Source organism: Njordella calcicola, assembly GCF_056494125.1.
On the sequence record NZ_CM151396.1, the window covers coordinates 33,111 to 59,332 of the forward strand.

The 26,222-nt window shown below is 52.1% G+C and carries 16 protein-coding genes; 13 read left to right on the forward strand and 3 right to left on the reverse strand.

Translation table 11 applies throughout. From position 1 onward, the window contains the following. Positions 1–19 precede the first annotated feature (19 nt). Positions 20–1,834, reverse strand: a complete 1,815-nt coding sequence (locus SH302x_RS00135; RefSeq protein WP_479366444.1) for a tannase/feruloyl esterase family alpha/beta hydrolase — start codon at positions 1,832–1,834, stop codon at positions 20–22. Positions 1,835–2,020: 186 nt separating this feature from the next. Between SH302x_RS00135 and SH302x_RS00140 the strand changes: the two genes are divergently transcribed. The 6 genes from SH302x_RS00140 (at position 2,021) to SH302x_RS00165 (ending at position 11,113) form a co-directional block, all read left to right on the forward strand. Continuing rightward, entirely contained in the window at positions 2,021–4,333 is a 2,313-nt protein-coding gene (locus SH302x_RS00140; protein ID WP_479366445.1) for a sialate O-acetylesterase, read from the forward strand. A 135-nt stretch (positions 4,334–4,468) separates the two neighbouring features. Next, entirely contained in the window at positions 4,469–5,659 is a 1,191-nt protein-coding gene (locus tag SH302x_RS00145) for an esterase (RefSeq protein WP_479366447.1), read from the forward strand. Positions 5,660–5,728: 69 nt separating this feature from the next. Continuing rightward, positions 5,729–6,670, forward strand: a complete 942-nt coding sequence (locus SH302x_RS00150; RefSeq protein ID WP_479366448.1) for an alpha/beta hydrolase — start codon at positions 5,729–5,731, stop codon at positions 6,668–6,670. A gap of 198 nt (positions 6,671–6,868) precedes the next feature. Further along, a complete protein-coding gene (locus SH302x_RS00155; RefSeq protein WP_479366450.1) occupies positions 6,869–8,119 on the forward strand; it encodes an HlyD family secretion protein in 1,251 nt (416 codons plus the stop codon). After that, positions 8,119–9,873 (forward strand): TackOD1 domain-containing metal-binding protein, encoded by a 1,755-nt coding sequence (locus SH302x_RS00160; RefSeq protein ID WP_479366452.1) that lies wholly within the window; start codon positions 8,119–8,121, stop codon positions 9,871–9,873. Before SH302x_RS00155 ends, SH302x_RS00160 begins: the two co-directional genes overlap by 1 nt. Further along, on the forward strand, positions 9,818–11,113 hold the full coding sequence (locus tag SH302x_RS00165) for a glycosyltransferase family 2 protein (protein WP_479366454.1): 1,296 nt from the start codon (positions 9,818–9,820) through the stop codon (positions 11,111–11,113). The genes SH302x_RS00160 and SH302x_RS00165 overlap by 56 nt, the downstream gene beginning before the upstream one ends. 1,027 nt (positions 11,114–12,140) lie before the next feature. Here the strand turns inward: SH302x_RS00165 and SH302x_RS00170 are convergent. Next, positions 12,141–13,343, reverse strand: coding sequence for a hypothetical protein (locus SH302x_RS00170; protein ID WP_479366455.1), 1,203 nt, complete (start codon positions 13,341–13,343; stop codon positions 12,141–12,143). 112 nt (positions 13,344–13,455) lie between these two features. Between SH302x_RS00170 and SH302x_RS00175 the strand changes: the two genes are divergently transcribed. Beyond that, a complete protein-coding gene (locus tag SH302x_RS00175; protein WP_479366456.1) occupies positions 13,456–14,847 on the forward strand; it encodes a tetratricopeptide repeat protein in 1,392 nt (463 codons plus the stop codon). Between the two features lie 14 nt (positions 14,848–14,861). On the opposite strand, the gene SH302x_RS00180 is transcribed toward SH302x_RS00175, so the two are convergent. Continuing rightward, positions 14,862–17,504 carry a hypothetical protein gene (locus SH302x_RS00180; protein WP_479366457.1) on the reverse strand — a complete coding sequence of 881 codons (2,643 nt, stop codon included), beginning with the start codon at positions 17,502–17,504 and terminating at the stop codon, positions 14,862–14,864. A gap of 550 nt (positions 17,505–18,054) precedes the next feature. Here SH302x_RS00180 and SH302x_RS00185 point away from each other — a divergent pair. The 6 genes from SH302x_RS00185 to SH302x_RS00210 all read left to right on the forward strand — a co-directional run bounded on the left by SH302x_RS00185 (position 18,055) and on the right by SH302x_RS00210 (position 26,215). Further along, entirely contained in the window at positions 18,055–18,972 is a 918-nt protein-coding gene (locus SH302x_RS00185; protein ID WP_479366458.1) for a hypothetical protein, read from the forward strand. 36 nt (positions 18,973–19,008) lie between these two features. Then, positions 19,009–19,845 carry a formylmethanofuran dehydrogenase subunit C gene (locus SH302x_RS00190; protein WP_479366460.1) on the forward strand — a complete coding sequence of 279 codons (837 nt, stop codon included), beginning with the start codon at positions 19,009–19,011 and terminating at the stop codon, positions 19,843–19,845. A gap of 206 nt (positions 19,846–20,051) precedes the next feature. Then, positions 20,052–23,411, forward strand: a complete 3,360-nt coding sequence (locus SH302x_RS00195; protein WP_479366462.1) for a DEAD/DEAH box helicase — start codon at positions 20,052–20,054, stop codon at positions 23,409–23,411. A gap of 28 nt (positions 23,412–23,439) precedes the next feature. Next, on the forward strand, positions 23,440–24,330 hold the full coding sequence (locus SH302x_RS00200) for an ATP-grasp domain-containing protein (RefSeq protein WP_479366464.1): 891 nt from the start codon (positions 23,440–23,442) through the stop codon (positions 24,328–24,330). Between the two features lie 14 nt (positions 24,331–24,344). After that, positions 24,345–25,559, forward strand: a complete 1,215-nt coding sequence (locus SH302x_RS00205; protein WP_479366466.1) for a molybdopterin molybdotransferase MoeA — start codon at positions 24,345–24,347, stop codon at positions 25,557–25,559. A 38-nt stretch (positions 25,560–25,597) separates the two neighbouring features. Beyond that, on the forward strand, positions 25,598–26,215 hold the full coding sequence (locus SH302x_RS00210) for a class I SAM-dependent methyltransferase (RefSeq protein ID WP_479366468.1): 618 nt from the start codon (positions 25,598–25,600) through the stop codon (positions 26,213–26,215). Positions 26,216–26,222: the final 7 nt, after the last annotated feature.

Below are 26,222 nucleotides of genomic sequence, written 5' to 3' on the forward strand. Positions count from 1 at the left end.
TTATATTCACCCAAGAGATTTATGGAGCTGTACTTTCGTACGACTCTGCAGAAGCAGGTGGCCCCCCAATGTAGCGTGGGTAGTTTGGATAGGAGCACAACGGGAGACTGCGGCCAGCGCTGCTAACGATCAGCGTTTTGGCTGGAGCTTGACCTTGTTCTACCCAAGCTTCGATCAGTCCCCGTTTGTCGAATTGATTGGGAATCGTGGTTGGCTCAATCGCTTCACCCGCGCCGGTGGTATTGTGACTCTTGCCACTCAGCCCATGTCCTGCTTGGGGAATCACGAACAGTCGAGCGAACTGATCGACCTTGTCTTGCCCCATGGTATCGATAATCGATTGATAGTAGTCCAATTGCGCTCCTGGCGAAGCGAGGGTGTCATTGGTGCCGATCGTTACAATCATCTTGCCACCTCGCTGATAGAATGCGGACAGATCTGGATTGGTCGAATCGAGCCATTGGGAAATCTCAATGCGACGATCGTTCCATAGACCGCCTTCTTGATATTCCAAAGAGTTAGCGTTGAGATCTTTCATAAGAAAGCCGGTGACACCCAAAATGCCCAGATGCGAGAACAGCGGAGCATTATCAGGGGCTCCTTCTTGGCCACGGAATCGAGCGTCTGCAATCAGTCCCATTCCGGATGGGTCTGTGTTAGGAACCCACATGCCAAACGATTGAACGCCATGGGCAAGCGGCGTCGCGAACTTGTAGCGCGAATAAACGAACTTGAGAGTTTCAATCTGGCCATCGGTGAGTTTGGCGGATGTGGAGCTGTCGGCAGGATCAGGGTCGTTGCCATCGGGACCGCGCAAGGATTCCCATGGATTTCGATTGGGGTCCCCTTGAGACATATCGAACAAGGCTCTTGCAGCCATGTAGTTATTGATGATGCCATCTTCTAGTCCATCCAGCCCATCACATTGACGCAGGAACTCAGCACGAATCGCGTTTGTTTTGTTGCGCGTAACCCAATTGGCAAGCGATTTCTCTTGTATACGGATGAGGCACGGAGCTAACATGAGAGTAGAAAAGTTCACGATCGGAACATCCGCAGTAATACCGTCGTAATCGGCGGGATAACGCTGCGCCACTGTCAGTGCTTCTCGCCCGCCTTGTGAGCCTCCAAAGTAGTAGTTGTGTTTAGGTCGCTCGCCGTACACGCGTTCCATGATGACCATGGCAGCATCATGCGTCTTCTTCATTTGCATGTAAGCTAGGTTGAGTACCGCTTCCTCTTGCAATGCCCAGGCATTGGGATTGGCAGCAGGTCGACCGGCATTCCCTGCTCCTGGTGGTCCAAAACCGCCGGGGCGAGGTCCGCCAGGTCCGCGGGGACCGCCTAGTCCGCCGGGAAAACCAAAGCCCTGATGTCCAGAATCACTGCCGTAAGTGGCGTAACCATTGGCCAGTTCGCGTCCGACGAGGTTGGGAATCGTTCCGTTCATGCCTCCGCCGCCCAGTTGTGCACCGCGGCCCGCCCACCGGGCAGGCAGTGCAACTCGAAAGTTGATCGGTGGACTATCGGCATCTACGGGCAGGATCTCGCCATCTATTAAGGCATAGCCGCCATTGGCATCGTCCTGCCACTTTGGAGGCTTCAGGTTTACGGCTCCGACGGGCTCGCCGATCAGTTCAGTTGGTATCGAGGTGCCCACTTTTTCCACCGTTAGGCTGTCGGCGGTAAGCGCTGGGGGCGAGGTCGTTTGGGAGTCTTGCGCGGCAGCCAAGGTCGCTTGGCAAACCAAAACTGCTGCGATGCTCAGGCGTCCGATTGCTGTGCCAATAGGATTTCGATCAGGTCCCGAATGAAGAACATAGTTGATTTTCATAGGATAAATCTTGAAAAGTATGAGAGTTGCGAAAGACGAGAAAATCGCGTCGGATATTGTAGCAAGGAATATTACGAAGTTATTGCTGCTGGCAATACATTTCACGCAAGTTGGTGTTTAATGTGAGATTACCTTGTTTTGTGGCCTTGGGTCACTACTTCCTCTTCTCGTTCAATGGGACGCGCGATGGCAAAAACACATCTTATATTCTCTTTGTTCTTGATCTTGGTCGGCCAAACATTACGGGCTCAGGAGGTCGTGCCGGTTGACGATTGGAAACCAGCCTCAACCAATCAAGATGGGAAAGAATATCCGCAAGTAAACTCGGAAGGGCGAGTAAAGTTTCGGGTAGTTGCTCCAGAGGCTACCAGCGTCTCTTGCAGCTTTCGAGATAGCAGCGTGTTCGTGAAAGACGAGCAGGGCGTTTGGACAGGATTCACCCGCCCCCTAGACGAAGGGTTCCATTACTACACGCTTAAAATTGACGGCGCTGAAGTGCCCGATCCCAACAGCAAGTATTACTTTGGTGCGATGCGTTGGGGCAGCGGAGTCGAGGTCCCGGCCAAGGACAAAGACTTCTATGCTGTCAAGAATGTGCCACACGGGCAGCTTCGCGAAGTGCTCTTTTTCTCACCGAGCACGGACACGAATCGTCGAGCCTTCGTCTACACTCCACCTGGCTACGATGCCGATCAAGCGGTCCGTTATCCAGTATTGTACTTGCAGCACGGTTGGGGCGAAAACGAATACGGCTGGGGGGCTCAAGGCCACGCTGGCCTGATCATGGATAACCTGATCGCAGAAGGTAAAACGAAACCGTTTATCATTGTGATGACTTATGGCATGACGAACGACGTTCGGATGGGCGGCATGGCGAACTTTGATATTACACACTTCGAGAAAGTGCTGGTTGATGAGTTGATTCCTTACGTCGATTCCAACTTCCGAACTTTAGCCGATCAGCCCAACCGAGCGATGGCAGGGCTGTCTATGGGAAGCATGGAAACAAAGGCTATCACGTTGAAGCACCTTGATAAATTTTCGCACATCGGTCTCTTCAGTGGAGCCACGATTACCAAGGAAGATGTCGAAAAGACGGAAGGTTTCAAAGAGAAAGTCAAGCTGGTCTTCGTTAGCTATGGAAGCAAAGAAGTTGGTGGCGGAGGCTCGCCTCGCCGCGGCGGAGACCCTGGCGCAACGACGAAGGCCTTGCAAGACATTGGCGTCAATAGCCACTACTACTTGTCGCCGGAGACAGCACACGAGTGGCAAACATGGCGACGAAGCTTGCGCGAATTCGCCCCACTGTTGTTTGCTCCGGAAGACAAGCTGAGCGGTGTATGGAAAGTCGACTTCGATACCCGTTTAGGAATCCAGAATTACACCTTCACTTTCCATCGCCAGGGAGCTGATCTGAGCGGTAACGCGGAAGCAATCTTGGACGGGAATACTCGCCAAGTCGAATTGAAAGATCTCAAGCATGATGGGGACGAGATTTCGTTCTGGGAGTTATTGAGCATCGGAGATCGAGAGATTCGTATCGACTATACAGGCAAAATCGAAAACGATTCGATTGCCATCACACGCAAAGTTGGAGAAATTGCCAGCGAGGAGGCAGTCGCCAAGCGTGTTGAAGCGCCGAAAGCCGCGGCAAGCGAAAGCACACGCACGACGACTTCGAAAGCATCTACGGTGGCTCTATCCAAGCCCGCTCAGCCAGATCCTAACTTTCATATTTATCTTTGTTTTGGCCAGTCAAACATGGACAGCGGCGGTCGCATGAACGACGAGGACCGCAATGTTGATGAGCGAATCTTTGTCCTGGCCGATTTCGATAACTCGGATCGCGGTTGGGAGCGAAATCACTTTTACCATGCCGTGCCACCTTTGGCTGCACGTGGTCGGGGAATTTGTATGGTCGACGCGTTTGGTAAGTCGCTGGCCAAAGGACAGCCGTCCAATGTGCGAGTAGGTCTCGTGAAGGTTGCCGTTCCTGGTTGCAAGATTGAACTATTTCAGAAGGATGCGTATCAATCTTACATTGCTAACGAACGCGATTGGATGAAGAACATTGTGAAGGGATACGGCGACAATCCCTATCAATACTTGGTCGATATGGCGAAAGAAGCTCAAGCGTACGGAGTTGTTAAAGGCATCCTGTTGCACCAAGGCGAATCAAACGCTGGTGACAATCAGTGGCCCAGCAAAGTAAAGTCCGTGTACGACAATCTTATGGCCGATTTGAACTTGAACTCGCAAGAAGTTCCGTTGTTGGTCGGTGAGTTAGTCCACGCCGACCAGCAAGGGCAATGCGCGGCGTTCAACGAGATTATAGCTCAATTGCCCAAGACGATTCCCAACGCACATGTGATCTCGTCATCAGGTTGTCCCACCAACGACAAACTCCACTTCACTCCCGAAGGCTCGAGGGAATTCGGCAAGCGATATGGCGAAACAATGCTTTCGCTGCTTGCGAAGGATGCTTCCTCAACTAGGTAACGAAGTAGGCTTAGGCTAACTTCATCATCAAGCAGAATGCTGATACGTAGCTGTGGCCGGCTTAGTCGATGCAATTGTTTTTTCGGCGACCGATTCGCCGACTGCCTTAAAATGACACTTCACCGGAACTTGCTCATGAAACTCACCCTATCCGTGGCTGTATTTGCGTTGGCTTTGTTTGCTGCCCAGCTATCTTGGTCGCAACAAGCCAATGTCAATCTTGATTGGAATCCGCAATTCAATGCCGAGAATCTAACACCCTTTAGCGCGCCATTGAATTCGCCGCAAGTGCACGAGGATGGCACGGTGACTTTTCGCGTCAAAGCCCCTGAAGCCAAGAAGGTCGAACTCAACGGCGCTATCTTGGCTGCTTTCGGCAAGGATTGGGGGCAAACCATGCCATTTGAAAAAGGGGAAAACGGTGTCTGGAGTTTGACGATTGGCCCGGTACGACCTGACATGTACGCTTACATGATTCGCATCGACGGGGTGCAAGTGACCGATCCCTCCAATACCATTGCATCGTTTACAGGCATGCCGCCTTACTCACAACTGGTTGTCCACGGTCAAGAGCCCGCGTTCTACGATGCAAAGAACGTTCCGCATGGAGCTGTCACGCGACATCTTTATCATTCCGAGGTAACCCAAGGCGAACGCGATATCTACGTTTATACGCCTCCGGGATATGATCCCGCAAAGACATATCCAGTACTTTATCTGGTCGGCGGAAGCGGCGAGCTACCGCATAACTGGATTCACGATGGACGAGCGAACTTGATACTAGACAACCTGCTGGCTGAGGGTCGCGCGCAGCCGATGATCATCGCAATCCCCAATAACCAAGTAATCCATCGTAATCATCCGCAGCATTCGGAGTTAACGTTTGATTTGTTCGAAAAAGAGTTACGTCAGCATGTAATACCGCTAGTCGATGCGAACTACGCGACACAACCGAATCCTAGCGGTCGCGCGCTTGCGGGGCTTTCAATGGGAGGCAGACATACGATGATTGTCGGATTGAACTCGCTGGATCTATTTGCTTCGTTCGGTATTCTGAGCGCGGGTGACATGAAGGCCGAGGAAGTGCTTGCCAAATTTCTAAATACGCCGGATGTGAACGACAAAATTGACTATCTGTTTGTTGGCCAAGGTAAGCTCGAAGCGGAAGGTCGCTTCAATGCTCGAGTTCAAGGGCTGGTTGATGCGCTAAAAGCACACAATATCGAGCATGAGTATTACGTCGGCGGCCATACCGCTCACGACTGGAGCACTTGGCGCTACCTGCTGCACGATCGATTTTTGACCAACTTGTGGCGCAAGAAGTAATTGCTCGAAGGCAACTACCGTTTTAAACCTTGATTGGAACAGGCTGATTTTACTGAAGAAGGTTACGCAATGACTTTGATACGTTGGATAGGTTCAATCTGCCTTGCCATCAGCACTACCGGTGGAATGGGCGTTTTGGCGCAAGAAGTACCAAAGACCTTAACCGATCAATATGAAATCGGACCCGATTCCAAGCCCCAAGATTCGGTTCCGAAAGGCACGGTCTCCAAGGCGTCGATCACAAGTGCTATCTACGACGGACGAGTGTTTAACTACCAGATCTATGTTCCATCCCAATACGACGGAAGCATGGATGCTTGCGTCATGGTCTTTCAGGATGGAAATAATTGGGTTCGTGAACCGGGAGCGTGGCATCTTCCCGTCGTTTTCGACAACTTGATTGCCAAAGGTGAGATGCCGGTCACAATCGGAATTTTCATCGATTCAAGTTCGCAGCGCACGCGAGCCGACGAGTACGACACGCTATCTGATCGATACGCTCGATTTGTCATCGAAGAGGTATTGCCGGAAGTTCAGAAGACGTACAAACTCACCAGCGATCCGAATCGTCGCGCAATAGCTGGATTTTCCTCAGGTGCAATCTGCGCTTTTACCGTTGCTTGGGAACGTCCTGATCAGTTCCGAAAAGTGATCAGTTGTTTTGGGAGCTACACTTCGATTGGCTATCGTCCAGCCACGGACTCGACTCCGATGCGCATGGGTGGGGACATGTATCCGACGCTGATTCGCCGTAATCCGATCAAACCGATGAAGATCTTTTTTCAGGATGGCTCGAACGATTTGGATAATCAATTCGGGAACTGGTTCTTAGAAAACCAGCGAATGGTTTCCGCGATGCAGTGGGCCAACGCAAATGCAAGAAATCGTTCGCAAGCACAATACGAACTCAAATATGAGTGGGGCGACGGAGGCCACACGGCAAAACACGGCGGTGCAATTCTTCCCGATATGTTGCGTTGGCTATGGTCCGACGTGCTCGAAGATAAATAAGCTTCCTATAGTCGCGAAGCAGTTGCTGATCCGAGCCTCTGGGTTGTCCGTCGCAATTTGTTGCGGATGAGGACGGTGGTGCCGATTGTGCTATCTGGGTAAATCGTGATTGCGATATTTCGTCTTTAAATGTTGTACGCCACATGAACATGGATATATGTTTCTCTGCCCGTTGTTTTCAAATCGGTAGAACTCATTATGTCCACGACGTTAGATCCGCGAACCAATCAAAGCACATTTCACAGCGTGGGTTTTCCACGTTCCGTGAAACAAGGTGCCGTAGATAGCAACTCTAGCGTTTTCAAACTTGCTCCAGCGCCTGCTGTTTCGCACCAAACTCCGACTGCGCTGTCGAAGTCGCCTAAAGGGCGATTCTTCATCAGTTGCATTCTCCTAACGTTGATCTTTTCCATCGTGTGGATGGTCTGGACAGAGTTCTTGCAGTACAGCGCTTATGGAACGATTAGCGGTACCGTTGTTTCCGCTTCAACCTCGCATCCGTCGCGTGTCGCCGAGACCTGCGTCCAGGTGGGAGAGATTGTCGAAGCTGGGCAATTACTTGCAACGCTAGATATCCCGAGCTTGCGACTGGAACGCAGTCGCTGCCAACGCGAATTGGAAATTGCAGTGGCTGGTCTTCAAATGCGACGGGCCGAAGTGCAATCTCGCGTTCGCGAAATCGAATTGCAAGATCAATCGCGACGTCTAGATTACTACCGCCTGCTAGGCGAATTTCATATGAAGAAGGCGGAACTAATCAGCTTGGAAGCGACCTACCAATTGAACGCTCCGCTTAACCAGAAGAATGTTATTTCCGACATCGAACTGCTTGAATCGAAAACGAAATTTGAAGGGCTCAAGTCTCAACTCTATGATTTGGAGTTTGCCCTTGTAAAACTCAAGCCTGTCGATGTAGAAAAGGATTCAACGCTTCACGAAGCACTAGTCATAGCCGAGTCCGTTCATGTTGATTCGCTCAAGAGGCAACTCAGCGAGATGGACGAGATGTTGACCGATTCTGAGGTCCGAGCCTCAACTCGATCTCGTGTGCTGCGACAACATGCATATCGAGGCGAACATCTTCAACCTGGCGACTCGATCTTCGATTTGGTACCGATTGAATCGGTGGAAGTTCTGTTGTATGTGCCTCAAATCGCCTCTCGCGACTATCCGCTGGGGCAAAGAGTCATTGTGAGTATTCCAGCACTTCATACCACTTCGCATTTCCTCGTTACAGGCGTATCGCCTGAGATATCCGCGCCACCAAACACTCTTCAAAATCGCTATCGAGCCAATCGCGGTGTAGCCGGCGTGCGCCTGCTGCCTGCTAGCAAGCAGCAGCAGCGAGACCGAGATGAGCTGAGCCGTTGGATCGGAGCAGAAGTGAGTGCCCCAAGAATAACCTTGGTGCCATCTTTGTTCTCGATGGCCAGCGGAGGGAGTGAGTAATGCGACTACTTTACATAGACCCCGATTTACAAGCTGCACGAAAGTTGCACGGCGAGTTGCTGGACTATCGAGCAACCAACTGGAGTTTAACTCATTGTGCCGACATAACGACGGCAGTAGAGCAATTGGGTTACGACGCTTATCAAGTGATTCTTTACCGCACAGGCGAAAAGATCGATGATATCGTTCGTGAACTAGACAAACTAACCTCCGACTCTGCAAGTCCACCTATTGTGGGGCTTACCGAAGAATTAACTTCAAACGAACGCTTGAAACTGGTCGCATCAGGCTGCGAGGATTGCTTGGACCGGAGTTCCACCGACGGTGTCTCCGTCATGCGATCTCTGCGGATGGCTGAACTGCGTCGCGGCAGATTCAACAAGGACATTGATGCTAGTTCTGCAAGAGTGTCGCGTTTGTTCGAACTGTTTGAAACTCTTGATGTTGAGTTGAGCCAAGCTGCAGCGTCAACCACGGTTGCTCCATCGTCGCAGCTTCGATTGGGCATTCTATCCTTTGGCGATTCACTAACGCAGAAACTGCTGTCTGAAAATGGCGGAGTCCGATTAGAATGCGTTCAAGACGTGAAATCGTTTATCGAGCGGATCAGCTTGGATGAAGAGGTTCCCAACGCGGCGAACTGGGATGTGTTGATTGTTGAGTCATCGGTCTTTGAGACAATTTCTGATCGCGATCGGCTTAAGTTGGAAGCACAACTGCATAGCTGGCCATCGATTGTGCTCACGATTGAAAAGTCGGATTATGCGGCGCTGACGTATCTTCAACGCGGCTACACCGATTGCCTGATTGCCGAGCAGGTCGATCAAGATTCGCTCTGGCTCACAATTCGAAAAGCGGTCGCTCGTTATGTCCGCTGCATTCAACGCGTAATCAAATCACCTGTAAGTACGGAAGTCATAGATCGTCGCTCAAAAGTTCGCAGCGGCGCGGACCGAAGGCGGCATACACGTTTCTACTTTGAACAACCCGTTGTCGCTATTCCGATATTGCCCAATGGAGCGCCTGATTTGGCCGGTCGATGCGAGGCAAACTCAATTGACCTTAGCTTGAGCGGAATGGGGGTACGACTTCCAAACAATAACCAACTGCCGCAGCGAAATTGGATACTGGGCGTCGATCAGGGCCATACGGTAGCCTACATTCATGCATTCCTGCGTCGAGTGAAGTATAGCAACCAAGAATTGCACGCGGGGCTGGTCTTCCAAAGCGAAGCCGAGGATTTTCTAAGCCATCAAACGCTGACGCCTTCTTTGCAAACCGATACGATGCGCTTTGATACCAAGGTCAGCAACGAAGCGTTGGAGAAATGGGTCGCGTTGGGCGTGCTGTCAAAACAACTCTCGCGACGTGTACGGGTTTGCCCAGAATGCCATGCCTCATGTACTGTTGCCAAAGGCTGCAAAGAGTGTGGTTCGTTCAATATCGAGTACCACGATTTGATTCATCATTATGCTTGTGCGCATGTTAATTTCGAACATGAGTTCAAGACATGCCATGGCATTGAATGCCCCAAGTGTTTAGCGAAAGACATCGTGGCGGGAGCTGACTTCGAAGTCATCCGATCGCAATACGAATGCAAAGATTGTCAATATGTGGGTGATGCAACGGCGGACGTTGGGTGCTGTCTGAAATGCGATTTGCATTTCCCGATTCAATTAGCAGACGAAATCGAGGTGTATGGATATGATGCTGAGCGATTGGATGTACTGGCTCTCATCGATTCCTCCCGATGAGCTGCTCCTGCTGTTGGGTGTTGCCTTTGTTTCGGATGGGATTCGCTACTTCTTGCTGCCAATATTGATGTGGCTGTACGATGCTGCTCGCCACGCATTGGGGTTCGATCCGTGTTCTAGTGAAGCTAAATCTGGTCCCAGATATACGCCTTCGGTTTCGCTGATCATTGCGGGCTTGAACGAAGGAGACAGTCTAGAGAAAACGCTGAAGCTTGTTTGGGACAGTTATCCATTGCTCCAAGTCATTGTGGTCGACGATGGATCTTCGGACAACATGACAGAAGTGGCAAGAGCATTCGCGGATCAACACGACAACGTTTCGGTGATATCCAGAAGACGCGGCGGCAAGTCGTCTGCGATGAATGCGGGCCTAGTTCTAGCGACAGGTGAAGTCACAGTCATCCTGGATGCGGACTCGGAGCTTTCTAAAGATGCGATTTGGCGGATTGTTCAACCGCTGGCTGATCCGAAAGTCGGAGCGGTTTCAGGTAACGTCCGAGTCCGCAACGGGAGCTGCAATTTGCTGACGAGGCTTCAGTCTTACGAGTATCTTCGTTCGATATTCCTTGGGCGAATGGTAAGTTCACGTTTGGGGATCCTAGGTATAGTTTCCGGCGCATTTGGAGCCTTTCGAACTTCGATGCTGAAGAAGATGGGCGGTTGGGATGTCGGGCCAGGCGAAGATGAGGATTTGGTCTTACGCATCCGCAAGATGGGTTACCGCGTTGAGTTTGAACCTTATGCGGAATGTCTTACGGAGTCGCCAACATCGGTGAAGGTGCTGACCAAGCAGCGGCGGCGATGGGAATGGGCGGTCGTGACCTTTGAGTCTCGCAAGCACATTGACATGGCGCAACCTTGGAACAAGCACTTCCGCTGGAGTAACATGACGTTGTTCCTTGAGCGTTGGTTTTTCAATTTATTTCTACCGATCTGTTTCTGGGTTTATTTGGCATCGTGGATCTACTTGGTTGGGATTGAGCAAGCCTTTAAAGTTTCGGTGATGTTCTATCTACTGTACATCCTAGGTGACTTCCTGCTCTACTTGATCATACTGTACTACTCGCCGAATCGTCGTTCTGATGGTAGGTCGATACTGGTGCTTCCATTGATGCCTTTGTATCAACTGTATCAACGCGGCGTTACTACGATTGCGATTTTCGAAGAGATGTTCAGTCGTCGTTCGTATCGTGATGGATTCGTACCAGTGCATGTGCGGAATGCTACGTGGCATTGGTAGCAGCGTTGCGAGTTGCGTCGCGAAGCTGAGCTTGATGCCCAGTCTTCGTAAGGGGATGGGTGCGCGAGAGCAAACGTGACGCGCGAGCATGTCCGATCGGGGCTTGTTCCCGTCGGACACAGCTTTGGCGTTCTAGAAAAACCAAACACAACTTCTGCGAGCCTCCCTGAGCTCGCTCGTGGGTGAATGAGTTTTGAAGTTAACCCCTCCCGGGCGCCAAAACATCCCTTTCCTCGTGCTCGCCAACTGCGGCAGCGAGCACATGGAAAGGGCGACTCTTGGATTGTGTCGTTCTAACTGGCCAAACTTTCGGCTCGTATCAGGCAAGCTGACACGGGGCAGCAGCAATTATCGTCAATGTGTCGTAGGCGACGGACTATGGTTTTCGTACGACAGCAAAGCCCGCGGGGCTGGCACACGCCATTCGTGTTGGCCCTCCGAGCCAGAAGGGACCAACTGCACTCGCGCACCGTGGCCGAACCGGCCACGGCAGCAATTGTGCCAAGCCTTCGGCTCGAAGATGCAAATTGACAGCGTCGGTGATGTTTTTTCAAATTCGAACATCACTATTCCGACTCCCGCCGGACTCTCCGCCGCTCGCTGATGTTTCACTCACTCGTGTCTATCTCTTGCGCTGCTTGAACGTCTGCCCAGCTGAAAGCAAACCAACCCTGATACTAAGCTCACTCCGAATACGATAACTGTATAGCCATAGGGATACCAGCTTCCATTTAATTCATCAAAGATTACCTTGCGAGCTTCATCTAATTTTGTCGGATCGCTCAATAAATTCCGATCCTCAAGCCCGACTGCCAGACCGTAGCAGCGGAGCGAAAAAGCAGTGTCTGAAAAGCGTGAAAAATAAACTGTCGCGGCAGAGACAAGCACGCAAAAGGTAAACGGTAATAGAAATTTTCCCATAAGGACGTAGGACAGTGTGCGCTGTTTCTGGTGATTTGCGAGTAAAAGCAGCAAATATAGAAAGGGAGTGATTGTATCTAAGTAGAGCGTTTCTCAGTCATCAACTTTAGAAATCTCGACGACGGGATTGGATCTCGTTCAAAATCGATTTGAGTGGATCACTGGCACCGCTAGAACCGGTGGCCGGTTTAAGTTTGCTGGGCAAGGGGCGAACGCCGCCAGGGTTGCGTGCTCGCTGAGCGGTTTGCATCAAGTCGATCCTGGCTGCCTGAGGTAACTGGTTGCCGGGCGGCACTTGGAAGAAACCGATACTTTTGGGTTGGTAGTTGATGTCTTCAATCGGATTAGGGCTTGTTCCTGTCCGGTCAATCGCGATTGACTGCAAGAAAATCTCATAGACCGAAATGTCGTATAACGGTACTGGCGGAATCTGGTAAGTTCGTTGTTGCTGGTCCCATATTCCATCTGGTGAAGATAGTTCAAAAGTCTCCACTATCGTCGCGCCGGCATCGCGTTGTAGTTCAATCATGGCAGCACCTCGACCAGCGATCTCAATCTCTTGAGCCGCGGTGGGATTCTGGATCTCGGCGACCAAAGCGATGGCTCGATCTGGAGAGTTGTTGACAAGTGTGACTTGCGCAGGTGGCAATGGGGCGTTAGCGATTACTTGCTGCGTGGTGTTCCGATAGATCGGTGGCAGTGCGAGAGCTGGTGGACGATCAAACCACCATTGCTGAGTTGGCATGAAGGCGATTGGTTGTAGAGAAATCGAGTTGTCGTACAGCGTTGCGCAGTAGCCGGGATACTGCAAGCTTTCGAGCAAGAAGTTGGTTGGATAGCCAGGGAATCGCTGCAGTCTCCATAATTGAGCTAAGGATGAATTACCTGGAAGGCACTGCAACGGTTGCATAGCACCGATCGCTTGCAATGCGTAAAACTGATCGTCGATATACCAATCGATGCGTGCTAGTGAATTGTTTAGAGGAGTGATAACCCAGTGCCCTTGTGCTTGATTGTATAAGCTCCGATCAAGCCAACTGAATCCGGAGGCGGGGCCGCGCTGCATTCGAGGGTCAACCAGCAACGACTGTGAGGCATTGTGGTGGACGCCGATGTAGCACGGCATTGGTGGGCGTTGAGATGCGACCGGCGCTGGAGCGCGTGATGACTGGTTCCCAGGTCGCACAATATTCGGCTGGCCGTTAGGATTGCGAACGATCTGAGCTTCTAGCTCTGATAACAACATGGGGAACAGCCCGCAGGCAATTCCAAAGAATAGACGCATGAGTGGTTGAAAGGATCGCTGCATGATAAGTTTGATCGTTGAATAAACTGGACCGGTAGTCTGTCAAGGATTCCTTTGTTATTGTAAGAGTTGTCGAAACGAGAAGTGGATTGTTTTCACAAAAGGAACAATTTCGATGAATTTAGGAGCAGAACAACGGCTGTTGAATGCTTGGGGGGAACATCAAAAAGGTCGGCTCAGCGCAGCTTTCACTGAGTACCGCTCTGTCTTAGAAGCTCATCCCGAGAATGCAAACGGCTGGTGTTATTTGGGGATCGCGCTGCATGATCAGAAACAGTATGCCAAGGCAGTGCAAGCCTATCAACGCGCGATCGAGCTGAGGCCGGATTTTCCGATCGCTTGGAACAATATGGGCAACTCGTTGCGATATGTGTTGGAATTTGAGAAAGCGGAAGCAGCGTTTGCCAAGGCGCTTGAGCAGCAACCACGTTATGCGAATGCGTACAAGAATCGAGCTGCGATGCGTGCCACTCGAGGCGATGTGGAGTTGGCCTGCCAGGACTATGAGCAAGCTTTGGCGCTTCAGCCTAACGATGCCGAGCTGCATCGCAACGTTGGTGTCTTGAAGCTGATGTTGGGGCAATTCGACGAAGGCTGGTTAGAGTATCGCTGGCGTTGGCAATGTAAAGAAGCGTCCATTATCAACACGACCAAGCCAAAATGGGACGGCGGCTCGCTGGAAGGAAAGACGCTGTTCCTATACTTCGAACAAGGCTTGGGAGATACCGTCCAGTTTATTCGTTACGCTTCCGTCATCAAGGAACGCACAAAAGTGGCACGCGTGGTAGTTCAAGCTCAAGCGGCTCTTGCGCCACTGCTACGTAAAACGTCAGGCATCGATGGCTGGTACGACGAATTTGATCCGATCAGCGAGCCATTTGACATGCACTGCTCATTGATCGACTGTGCGGACTTACTTGAGACGGACTTGAGCAACATACCTGGGAAGGTGCCCTATGTCCAACCAGCAGCTTATCTGGTTGATTATTGGGCTAGCTACTTCAAAGCATTGCCCAGTGATCAATCGCGAATAGGCATTGCTTGGCAGGGGAATCGCGATCATCAAGCCGATCATTTTCGTTCCATGAAGTTATCGCAGTATAGGCCGTTTCTAGGGCTGCCCGGTGTTCAGTTTTTCAGCTTGCAGCAGGGGTATGGCAGTGAGCAGGTTGAAGCCGAGGGGGGGCAAAGTAAGATCCATGTATTCCCGTTAGGGACCGACCAATCGAGCGGAGCTTTCATGGATACCGCCGCCATTATAAGTCAGCTTGATTTGGTGATCACGACCGATACGTCCATCGCGCATCTGGCTGGCGCGTTGGGTAAGCCGACCTGGGTGCTACTGAGCAAGATGCCTGATTGGCGTTGGTTGCTGGATCGCACCGATTCGCCGTGGTATCCGACGATGCAGTTGTTTCGCCAAGAGGTGGCAGGCGATTGGTCCATTGTCGCAGAACGAGTGGCCCAAGCACTCGCAAATTTTCCATCGCGTAGCGTTGTTAGCTGAGCTTGCCGTTCAAGTTATCGCTGCGTTGGTGCGTTTGGTTGGATAGTGGCCACATGCGGGCTTTGTTCAGGACTGATTGCTAAAGCTAGCCAGCCTTCGCGCGAGACGATCTGCGAAACAGCTAGGCCTTGCAAGCGTTGGTCATCTGCGACTTGCGTCTTGATCAATGGCAGTCTTGCGTGAGCGGCGAAGATGCGTCCAAAGATCGCTCGCAGTGGCAGGCGGTCTCGCATGCCCAAACGGTCTCCGTCAACACTGATGGCACCGGTTCGCACCAAGTCAGCAGCCAACCCATTGGCTTCCAAGCCGTACGTTACGCGAATTATAAAATTGCTCAAGTCGATGCGGCCTGGCTCTCTCAGTTTGGAAATCCGCAAGGCCAGCAAGATTTGGTCGTCAGCAAACTCGACGCAGATCGGATTCTGTGCTTCGAACTGGAGGACCACATTTTCAGGTAGGTCTGGGCGGTTCTCAATTAAACCCAGATTTAACCGTTGAGCAAGGTAGCCCATCAGTTCCGGGACTTTCCATTCTTTGGATCCGAGTTTCAATTGGCTGAACGTATTGTTGATCGCGGACTGATGGATCTGCAAACTAAGCATCGAATCGCTAGGCGCTTGGGGACGTGGGGTGCAGGCGGCCAAGGAGTCAAACGAAGCGAGTCGGTAGCGAGCGATAAGTCGTTTGTCGGTGGTTTGTAAATCGACCACATCTGAATCGATGCCGATAAACTGCAGGGGCTGAACAATCTTTTGTTGCAGTTGGGATTGGGCTGTCTGCAGTTGTTTATTGAGTTGGCTATCGAATTCTTGGTTCGTTTCATGCTTCACAATGTTCTGCGAGATGCGACGAGCGATCGGGCGTTGTTCACGCAGTTGTTGGTCGACGAAAAAGTGGACCAAGTCGCTAACGATGGGCAAGCTGTCGAAATCTGTTTCGACACCGCGTACCTTATCGGTCGAAGTCACGCTGGCAGGCGAGGCGTTGCTAACTTGTAACTGTTCCGCTGTGATCGTGATATCACGACTGGACGCAACATTCATTTGAGTCGCACTGTGTACTACGGCTGGCCATTTCTGGCTGACTGTCTTGCTCGCGATGTCGGCATTTAGATTTAATTGTACTTGCCAGGCGTGAGCATTCGGGACCAATCCAACGCTTAGCCGCGACTGCACAACGCTGCCACCCGTAGTCTTTGCGCCCAAGATATTCTGATTGACCGGGCGCGCGGTGCTGGGTGACTCTGGAATGAAGCGGTTGATCAAATCCGCTGAGACGGCAAAACGGATATTCGCGTTCCGATAGTAGGTGCTTATCGCATCACCTAGTGCCAGTTGGCTTGCGTTGTCCGAGTAGCGTAGGGATTGAAGCGTCGATACGATGGTCGCTGAGCAGCGATGCAGTGGGTCATTTTCGAGCGTTTCGAAATCCGAAAGCAGCTTTCGATAATCAATCGGCTTGATTGCCAGCGGTTGGACATATTCGGCCAGAGAGCGTACGCCCTTGCTGTCCAGCACTGCACGTTGTTGCGTAGTCACGCCGCGCCAGTTGATGCGGTCCAAAAATTGACGCACAACCAAGATGTCGAAGTTATCAAAGTTATCGGAAGCCGCGATTTGCTCGAAATGCCGAACCAGCAAATACTCATTCCAGCCTTCGACGTCCCCTGTTCCGGCCAGTTCACTGCTGAGGCTCTGAAGACGTGTCGCAAGCTCGCTTCGCGAAAAATTCGGTGCAGTTGTTTGTTCTGAAATACTGTTGGCTTGCAAGCAACCATAGACGCCTTGCCAGAGTTGCGCACGCCGCTTGATGCTGTACGCAGTGCGAGCTGTAGCTTCGCAGAACTGCAGTTCGGTACCTTGGGCTGATAGGGCCAGCATCTGGTCTGCGATGGAGTTCAAAGTCGAAATTGCGTCGAGGGTTTCAGGCCGGCAGTCACCCAGATTGGTCAGCAGTCGCAAACGCTCGTCAGCTTGTTTGGACAACTGCGATACCGATTGGAAGTTGAGCGCACTGTTGGCGGAAGCCAAAGTGACGTCAGAGTTCTGAGGGCTGTGATGCACGAATCGCGCAGCCGATTGTTGCTGGTGAATGGCAAGGTCGTTGAGTTGTTGGAGCTGTTTCAGCAGTTTTTGCGAAGTCGGCCAGACCGATTCCAAATGAGTTCGGAATGTGGGGCCGGTCTTCAAAAGCTCCGATGCAGAGTTCGAAGATGCGACGTCGCTGGTGGCCGAGGTAGATCGAAAGCTTGAGTTTTGGTTCTGGAACCACGGGGTATTGGCGGTGCGGCTGCGAAGGCCCGCTAGCCATTCTTCTTCGGAAACGCTCGAGGAGGGGCTTGCAAGCGCAACGCGAGCAATGGGGGCAACCGTCGGCGTGAGCGATGCGGTTGCTGTCCGAGAGCGGTATTCAAGCCAAGTCGACTCTGGGGGCGTAATCTCCGCAGCATAAATCTCTGGGACGGGATTGGTACGCTCCTCACCGAACTGTCGGTCGGCTCCCGCTTTGGAGATAGTGTAAGTGCGTCCAGACCAAGAGTCTGCCGTGGAGGCCGAGTAGCTTGGCAGAGTCCTTAGCGTCCAAGCAAAACCGGATAAGATCAGGGCGATGAAAGCTACCCAGATCCATCCTTTTGCACGATTTTTCCCGCGTTGCATCCTGCGTTACCTTTGGCGGGCTCGAAAAATCCAAGCCGTGGTTTGTATCTTGAGTCAAGTACGAATCGTAGACGAGAGCGAGGGCGGAGCGCATCGCAACGGGGCGTGCTAGACAGCTAGCGTCGCGCCGGTAGAGACACACTCACCTCGTTGTATTCGACTAAAGCGGACCAGAGGCTGAACCAAGCGGACGAAAATGGTAATGCATCGACAATTTTGGGCCCGTCTACTTGGTTGAATCGCTATATCTTCGCTTAGTTGCCTAGGTTTCAGTTGGGCGGGCGTTGTGGGTTTGCCTGAGACAACCGTCTTCACGGAAATAGTTTCGGGCGAAAGAGGAAAAACTTGTGCAAAAGCCGTTTGATTGGCTAAACTCGAGTGTACAAAGATTGTAAGTGCCAATCCGAAAGTGGGCGGTCCCTCGGCGGCTAGGCAGAAATATTGAGGAAATCGACAGGCTTCTGAAGGGGCCGGCTCCCATTCGGCTAGGCTTTAGCAATGTCGATAAGCTATTACTGAGTGCTTCAGCATCCACTTTAAAGAGTCTACCATGAACTTTCGCATTGCCTGTACCTGCGGTAAACAACTGGATGTTAGTTCTGCCAATGCTGGAAAGAAGGGGCGGTGTCCCGCGTGCAAAGCGCAGTTTGTGATTCCGGTTCCGCCGGGTGCGGTTCTTCAGGTCAAGCCGTTGGCTCAAGTGTCGCAGTCAGGAAGTGTGCAAGCCAAACAGCCGGTTGCTCCACATGTTGCGCCTGTCGGTCGTAGGGGGCTGGATGCAGCGTGGACCGATGTTAGTTCCGCCGCTAACAGTTCGACGTATGTTACCCCGGTCAGTTACGCTGGGCGTAGTGGATCTTCAAACAAAACCGCGATTGTCGTTTCAATAGCGGTTGCTTGTTCGTTGCTGTTTATGGGGGTAGCGGGTGCGATTGTTTACAAGGTTGCTTCCGGATTGGTAGCAGAAATGGAAAAAGCTGTCGTCGAGAGCCATGTTGATCCAGCTTCCCCGCCCATGGAGACGGACGTTCTGATTGCAAGCGAAGCGAAGAATACGCGTAGCGCCGTGGATGAAATACTAGCTCAAGGTGCCGATGCCTCACAAAATGGCAGTGGCTACTCTAGCTATTATGGCGCTGGTTATAGCGATGAGGGAAGCTCGGGAGCTGCTACAGCAGCGATGTACGAAAATCAAACTTATGGCGAAGATTATTCGCGCGAAAACAGCATTGCCGATACCATCGATCCAATTTCGCAAGCCAAGCTGAATGCGCCTTATGGAGGTCAAGAGTATAGTGATAGCAACAATGCGGCGCCACTTACTCGCGACAACGCTGGTTACGACGGTGGCGTTCAGCAATCAACGCCTATTACCCCAGTGGGCGGTTATGGCGGCTACAATGGTGGATCTCAGAACGCCGCGCCAGTCACTGGCGGCTACGGTGGATATCGTGGTGGCGGCCAATAGCATCTGAGTTGAGGGTCTCTTTCAAGAAGTTGGATTGTGACATCACAAATCATGCTGCTGGAACGCAGTGGTGTTGGTGCGGAAGTCTGGGACATCCGCGCATTATCTAGCACGCTGGCCGCGGAATATGACGCAGCGGCTCTTCAGCGGACGCTGTTGCGCAGCGGCTCGCAACAAGTGGAACTGGGCGAATTGTTCGAAGTGATCGGTGATCCGAACGCGGAACAGGTAACCATTAAAACCGATCGTCTGCTGCTGACGGCACTTGGCTACGGTTTGCGAGCTCGTCAACTGACATTGGTTGGACGTGGCGGTGATCAGATTGGTCAATGCATGCGGGGCGGAAAGCTCACAGTAGAAGGCGACGTAGGGGACGGTGCTGGAGCAGGTATGCGGGGCGGTCGACTGATGATCTTAGGCCATGCTGGTGATTATTTGGGTGCGATTTCTGCTCAATCAGGTAGAGGAATGCAGGGGGGCGATATCTTTGTTGCTGGCAGTGTGGGGGATCACGTCGGCCAGCGGCTTCGTCGAGGCACCATTTACATCGCAGGTAATACCGGGGGGGGCGGAGCATCGCAGATGATTGCTGGAACGATCGTGGTCATGGGCACCATCGGCGAACATTGGGCGGACTGTATGAAACGCGGTTCGATCATCTTGGGACAGCCTGCTGGTAATCAGTGGGGCTCGTACTTGTCGGAAGCGTATGAGTTTGAGCTAAGTTTTTTACCGATCCTCTGGAAGTACGTGCGTGAGCAAGTCGAAGGCCGTATTTCAGCCGTTCCGGTGACACGATGGGCTAAGCGTCAGGTTGGCGACCTTGCGTGCCATGGAAAGGGCGAGGTTCTGACTTTATCTAGGGCCAGCTAACCTCGTGCAGTTGGAAAACCGGAAGGTTTAAGCGTCATATTGTCTCGCAAAGGAAATTGGATCGCGGGAAAAGCTTGTTTACTATTGCCAAGATTGGCCCTCCCTGTTCAAACTGGTGGTCTTCGGCATTGCGGAGCGCGACCCTGGAGTCGTCGTTGCGGCCGAAATCAAAAAGGGAATTGGTTTTCGCACGGAGCACCTCGGGAATGTCGCGGAGTTTAGTTTTGGAAGCACGACGTATCGTCGATGAGCATAAAATAGCGTTTGTCATCGAATTGATTTCCAAATCTCTCAAGAACGTTCGCCCTCAGCAGTTGTTGCTAGCGCGCCATTGTCGTATTCAAAACGATCCTTTGCTGCTGGAAACGGCAGACAGCATCAACTTGCACTTCGAGTATTGCAGCCAGGATCTGGCGATTACCAACGGGCGAGCTGACGTTGGCGAAGTAATTCTGGCGCTTCCAAAGAAGACGCTCTTTTCGCTTGGGACTGCGACTGCAGGAGCAATGGTGGCCAGTACCGCTGCAGGCATTCATACTCAGTGCGACTGTGACAACAAAGCGCCGTGTTTGCACGTTGTCGCGGCGCTGGAGGACTTGCGCAAGAAGTTGACGCTGCGATCGCATGTTGAGGCGGCTGAGTGGTTCAATCAGCGTAGCAGCGATGGCAGTGATTTAGGCCGCTCCTTGTATGAATCGCTGCAAAGCCATTGGTCGGACGTTTTGCAGACCGATGTGGAAGAAGACACTGAACTGCGTTTGCAGTGGCGTTTGTCGGGCTTTTTTCCCGACACCAAGGCTCGTTACAGCACCAAATCCTTGCCCAGTGTGAGTTGCTTTTTGCAAAGCGAGCGCAAACGAGGCGGCTGGACCAAGGGGCGTGAATTAAAATCCATTCTTGACTCCGCACCCGCGACGGCTTTCAAGCATCCGAATGACCGGGTGATCGCAATGTTGGTCGAGACATTGCAGCGAAGCTATGGCGAAGATTATGCTCGATTGTTGCGTGAAGTCCTATGGCTGCTGCCTGGCCATCCGGGCGTTGCAACGGAATCGATCGGCGAATGTGAACCGGCCAATGTGGTGATCGAAGATCTGACGTTGAGCATGGAAGAAGACGGCGAAATGTATCGACCTCGTTTCCGTATTGCAGATGTCGACCTCGATTATGCAAGTGATCGCATCACGCTATATGAATTAGGGCGTGGAAGACATTTAGTTGTGTTGCCAGACCGTTCGCGGCGAACGCTGATAGCCAGTGAAATTGACCCCGGTATTTATTCGTTGATGTCGTCGATGGCGATGACCCGCTCGCGGTTCGCGCGCTTTGATCATGAGACGGCGGAACGATTTTCAGACCTTGTTGCTGCGCAATCGAAGCAACGTGGTTTGAAGATGGAGTTGCCTCAATCGTTAGCGGGTCCTGAACGTTTGCTCGAGCCCAAGATCGAATTGCATTTGGTTCCGCGACAACCGGCTGGGCTGGTAGTGATGTTGAGGACCGCTTGTGAGGCTGTCGATGAAGCGCCGGTGCCAGGTATTGAGCCTGAGCGATTGCGGGTGGCCACTGCGGCTGGTCGTTTCCAGCTCCTGCGAAATCTGTCCGAAGAATCGCGATTGGCTGATGAATGGATTGAGATGTTGGGTTTGCAGGCGATGTTTTACGAGGGCCCGTATACTTGGATTGCTGACAGCGATGATGCTGCATTAGAGCTCTTAGCTCGCATCCAGGAGTTGGGCGAAGCGGCATTGCAAGTTTGTTGGCCCAAGTCACAGCAAATGCGTTTGGTCGGTGAACTTGTGCCCAAGAAGTTGCAGGTCAAGCTGAGTTCGCAGCGCGATTGGTTCGGGCTGGAAGGTATCGCGGAAGTCGAAGGCATCCAAGTCCCGCTGGCGGAGTTGTTGGCAGCTTTGCGTCAAGGGCGCAAATTTATTCCGCTGGGTAACAATCAATTTGCGGCCATTTCGGATCAGTTCCGACAACGCCTGCGAGCGATCGCGGACGTTTCGCAAAACGATATGGGGCCGATCAAGATTGGTCGGGCGGCGGTGCCTATTGTCTCTGAGGCTTTAGGTGACGATATCGATTTGGTGACCGACTTGCAGTGGGACGAAGCTCTGCGTCGCATGGCGGAAGCTCAATCCTTGAATCCAGAACTTCCGTCCGATCTCAACGCGACCTTGCGTGATTATCAAACGGCAGGCTTCCAGTGGCTGAGCCGATTGTCGCACTGGCAAATGGGTGGGGTGCTAGCGGACGATATGGGTTTAGGGAAAACCGTCCAAGCCCTTGGTGTGTTGTTGGATCGTGGCAAGGCTGGGCCTGCATTGATTGTTGCGCCGACGAGTGTAGGGGGTAACTGGGTGCGAGAAGCTGAGCGTTTTGCACCTCGACTGAAGCCTCATCTGTACCGTGAACATGATCGCCAGCAGTTGATTGAAAGTGCTGGGCCGGACGATCTGGTGATCGTCAGTTATCAATTGTTGCAAAGAGACGTGGAATACTTCGCATCGCGGAAGTGGCATACGTTGGTTTTGGATGAAGCGCAATTCATTAAGAACTACCAGACAAAAACGTCACAGGCGGTGCGACGCATTGAAACCGACTGGCAGGTGGCTTTGTCCGGTACGCCGCTGGAAAATCATCTGGGTGAGTTGTGGTCATTGATGCGGGTGATTTGTCCCGGTTTGTTGGGCTCGTGGGAACGCTTCCGAAAGCAGTTTGCAGAGCCGATCGAACGCGATCGTGACCGCGAACGGTTGGAAGGTTTGGGACGGTTGGTTCGACCATTCATTTTACGTCGTACCAAACGCGAAGTGTTGCAAGAGTTGCCACCAAGAACCGAGATCGTGCAGTACGCGGAGCTCAGCGAAAACGAACGCAAGAAGTACGATGCGGCGCGGATGGCGGCACTCAGCGATTTGACATCGACGGTGCAAGGCGACAATGATCAGCAGAAGCGAATGCGTGTCCTGGCTTGGCTTACCAAGTTGCGTCAGCTCGCCTGTCATCCACGGTTGGTCGATACGCGCTGGACAGGCACATCGGCCAAATTGGATATGTTGATGGAGATCGTCAGCGAGTTGCGAGAGGGAGAGCATCGCGCTTTGGTGTTCAGTCAATTCGTGCAGCATCTCACGCTCGTAAGGCAGGCGTTGGACAAAGCCAACATCACTTATCAGTATTTGGATGGTGCCACGCCAGCGGGCAAACGTCAGCAGGCGATTGATGCTTTTCAAGCAGGTGAAGGCGAGTTGTTCTTGATCTCGCTGAAGGCGGGTGGTACCGGTTTAAATTTGACTGCGGCCGACTATGTGATTCACATGGATCCATGGTGGAACCCTGCGGTGGAAGACCAGGCGACGGACCGTGCCCACCGCATTGGGCAAGAGCGGAGCGTAACGGTTTATCGGTTAGTGGCAAAGGATACGATTGAAGAGCAGATTTTGGCACTGCATGAAGAGAAACGCGAGTTAATCTCTGGCGTGCTTGATGGAGCGGATCGGGCAGGTAAGATGAGCAGTGAAGATTTGATCAACCTTATTCGAGTTGGTCTGCTGTCCTAACTGCTTTGCTCTGGGCCGGTTTGCCTGAATGAAACGTCCACATGTCGCTTATCTAGCCAGCCCGGTCACGATTCCGGGCGCCATTCACCGTCGTGATGATGCGTACGAACATGATTTGACGGTTGGTCATTTAGGCTTGGGCATGCACTACATTGGGCGCACGCTGGAGTCCGTTTCATGGGACGATCCAACGGTGGATTGGTCCCGATACGAAGCCGCCGTTGTTGGTACCACTTGGGATTATACGCGTCGGTTAGATGAATTTCTCGATACGTTGGCGGTGATCTCCACCCAGACCTTGTTGCTCAATTCGCTTGCCACGATCAGGTGGAATACCCGCAAGAGTTACCTACAAGATTTGCAGGCGGCGGGCTGTGAAACAATACCAACGTTGTGGTACGAAAGCGTTGAAGTGGATGCATGTCGGACTGCGTTTGGGCAATTCCATTGCGACACGATTGTGATCAAGCCTCAAGTCGGAGCAGGCGCGTGGCGACAATCGAAACTTCATTGCAATGACCACTGGCCCGATGCCGATCAGTTGCCGATTGGGCCTGCAATGGTGCAACCATTTCAATCCAGTATTACCACCGAAGGCGAGATGTCGTTTCTGTTTTTTGGAAACGATTTTTCGCACGCAGTTATCAAAAAGCCAGCGAAGAAGGATTACCGCATACAGTCGACTTATGGTGGTTACGATGTTCCACACAATCCAGATGCTTGCGATGTTTGGGCAGCACAACAGGTGTTAAACTTTGTGCCTGAACCGCTGTTGTACGCAAGAGTAGATATGGTGCGTGGCGATGATGGGCGTTTGCGATTGATTGAATTGGAAGCGATCGAACCTTACTTGTATCCACTATATGCACCGCACATGGGCCATCTCTTTGCGAAGGCGTATCTCAAACTTAGGACGTAGAGGCTGAATCGATCGTGGAAAACGTCCATCTTGTTTGTCCCATAGCATCTGCCATCGATCGTTTGGCGCAGCAGATTCGCGTTGTCGGATCGGAAAGCGTCGCGGTACTAGCGGCCGCAGGACGTGTGACCAGCGAAGACTTATTGGCGGATCGTGATAGTCCAGCGTGTGATGTTTCGGCCATGGACGGTTTCGCCTTTGCCATGAACGATTTTCGGCCAAGCCGCCGACTGCCTGTGGGGGGACAATCGGCTGCTGGTCAGCCAGCGGAGCCAATTCCAAGAGGGCAAGCAGTCAAGATTTTTACCGGTGCACCAGTGCCTTCGGGGGCAGATACAGTAATTGAGAAAGAGTTGGCTCAGGAAGACGCAGAAGGCGTTTCTTTTCAGATCGAGCCCAGCGGATTGCGAATCGGACGGAACGTTCGAAAACAAGCCGAAAATGTCCGTTGTGGTGCAACGGTATTAAAGAAGGGAACTTTGGTCACGCCTCACGCAATGGCGTCGCTGGCAAGCTTTGCTGCTGCTCAAGTCTCGGTGCGCAAGCACGTGCGGGTCAGCATTCTGAATACCGGCAATGAATTGATCCCACCAGGGCAAATGGTCCAGCCTTGGCAAATCCGCGATAGCAATGGTCCGTTTCTAGAGTCGTACCTTCAGCGATTGAATTATGTGAAATTGATTCGACGGCAATCGGTTTTTGATGACCGCCGACTTTTGCGGGATGCGATCCATCAATCGCTCAATGACAGTGACGTCGTGTTGATGACCGGTGGCGTTTCTGCGGGTGACTATGATTTTGTTCCCGCAGTGCTAAAAGATTTAGGCGTCGAAACAATCTTTCACCGGTTGCCGCAAAAGCCGGGCAAACCGGTCTTTGGCGGTGTTGGTCCCAATCAACAGTTGGTCTGTGGCTTGCCTGGCAACCCAGTAAGCGTGGCTGTTACCGCGCGACGTATTGCTTGGCCGCTATTGCAATATGCGGCAGGATTTGATCGTCGTTGTTTAGATGGTACGCCAGTCCAGGTTACCGTGGGGGGGGCGTTTCCCGGAAGCCCGCTAGTTTTATTTCAATTAGCCCAACGAGCAGATAGTGGTGAAATTTTAGTCGAATCGAATAAAGGGTCCGGAGATTTGGTCTCGTTGGGAGTGAGCGACGGCTTTATTGAGCAGAATCCTTTTGTCCCTATGCCATCCAATCGCAGATTATTCTATGCTTGGCACAACTAGCGATTCTCGAGTTCTGCTTCTACTGTTGAAGGGTTTCCATGGCATCCGATTTCAAGATCTTCTTCCGGCAGTTTCGCGAGAACTTTGAGTCGACTGGTGCCGTCGCTCCTAGCAGTCGTTTTCTTGGCAGAGCTTTGGCGAGGTTTGTGGGGCAAGAGAACCGGCCGTTGCGAATTTTGGAAGTTGGCCCAGGTACGGGAGCAGTAACCACTGAGATTCTCCAGCGATTAAGGCCGGATGATCGCTTGGAGTTAGTTGAGTTGAATGCGCAGTTCGTGGAGGTGTTGAAAGACAAGTTTCAATCACAAGCGAACTTTCAGCGGCATCAGGGGCAAGTAGAAGTGATTCAAGATCGCGTAGAAACGTTAGTCGATCGTGAGCCTTATGACTTAATCATCTCGGGACTTCCGTTAAATAATTTCGACCCGGTAGTCATTGAGTCGATTTTGTCAACGTTTGAAAAGCTGCTCAAGGCTGGCGGAACACTTAGTTTCTTCGAGTATATGTTCTTCCGCGGTTTACGCAGTATCAGGCCAGGACGGATGCAAGATGTTTCGGCAATCCTGACTCCATGGCTACAGCAGCATGAGTTCCGCCGCGACTGGATCTGGGCCAACATGCCCCCAGCATGGGCGCATCATGTTCGATTTGAATGATCGTATT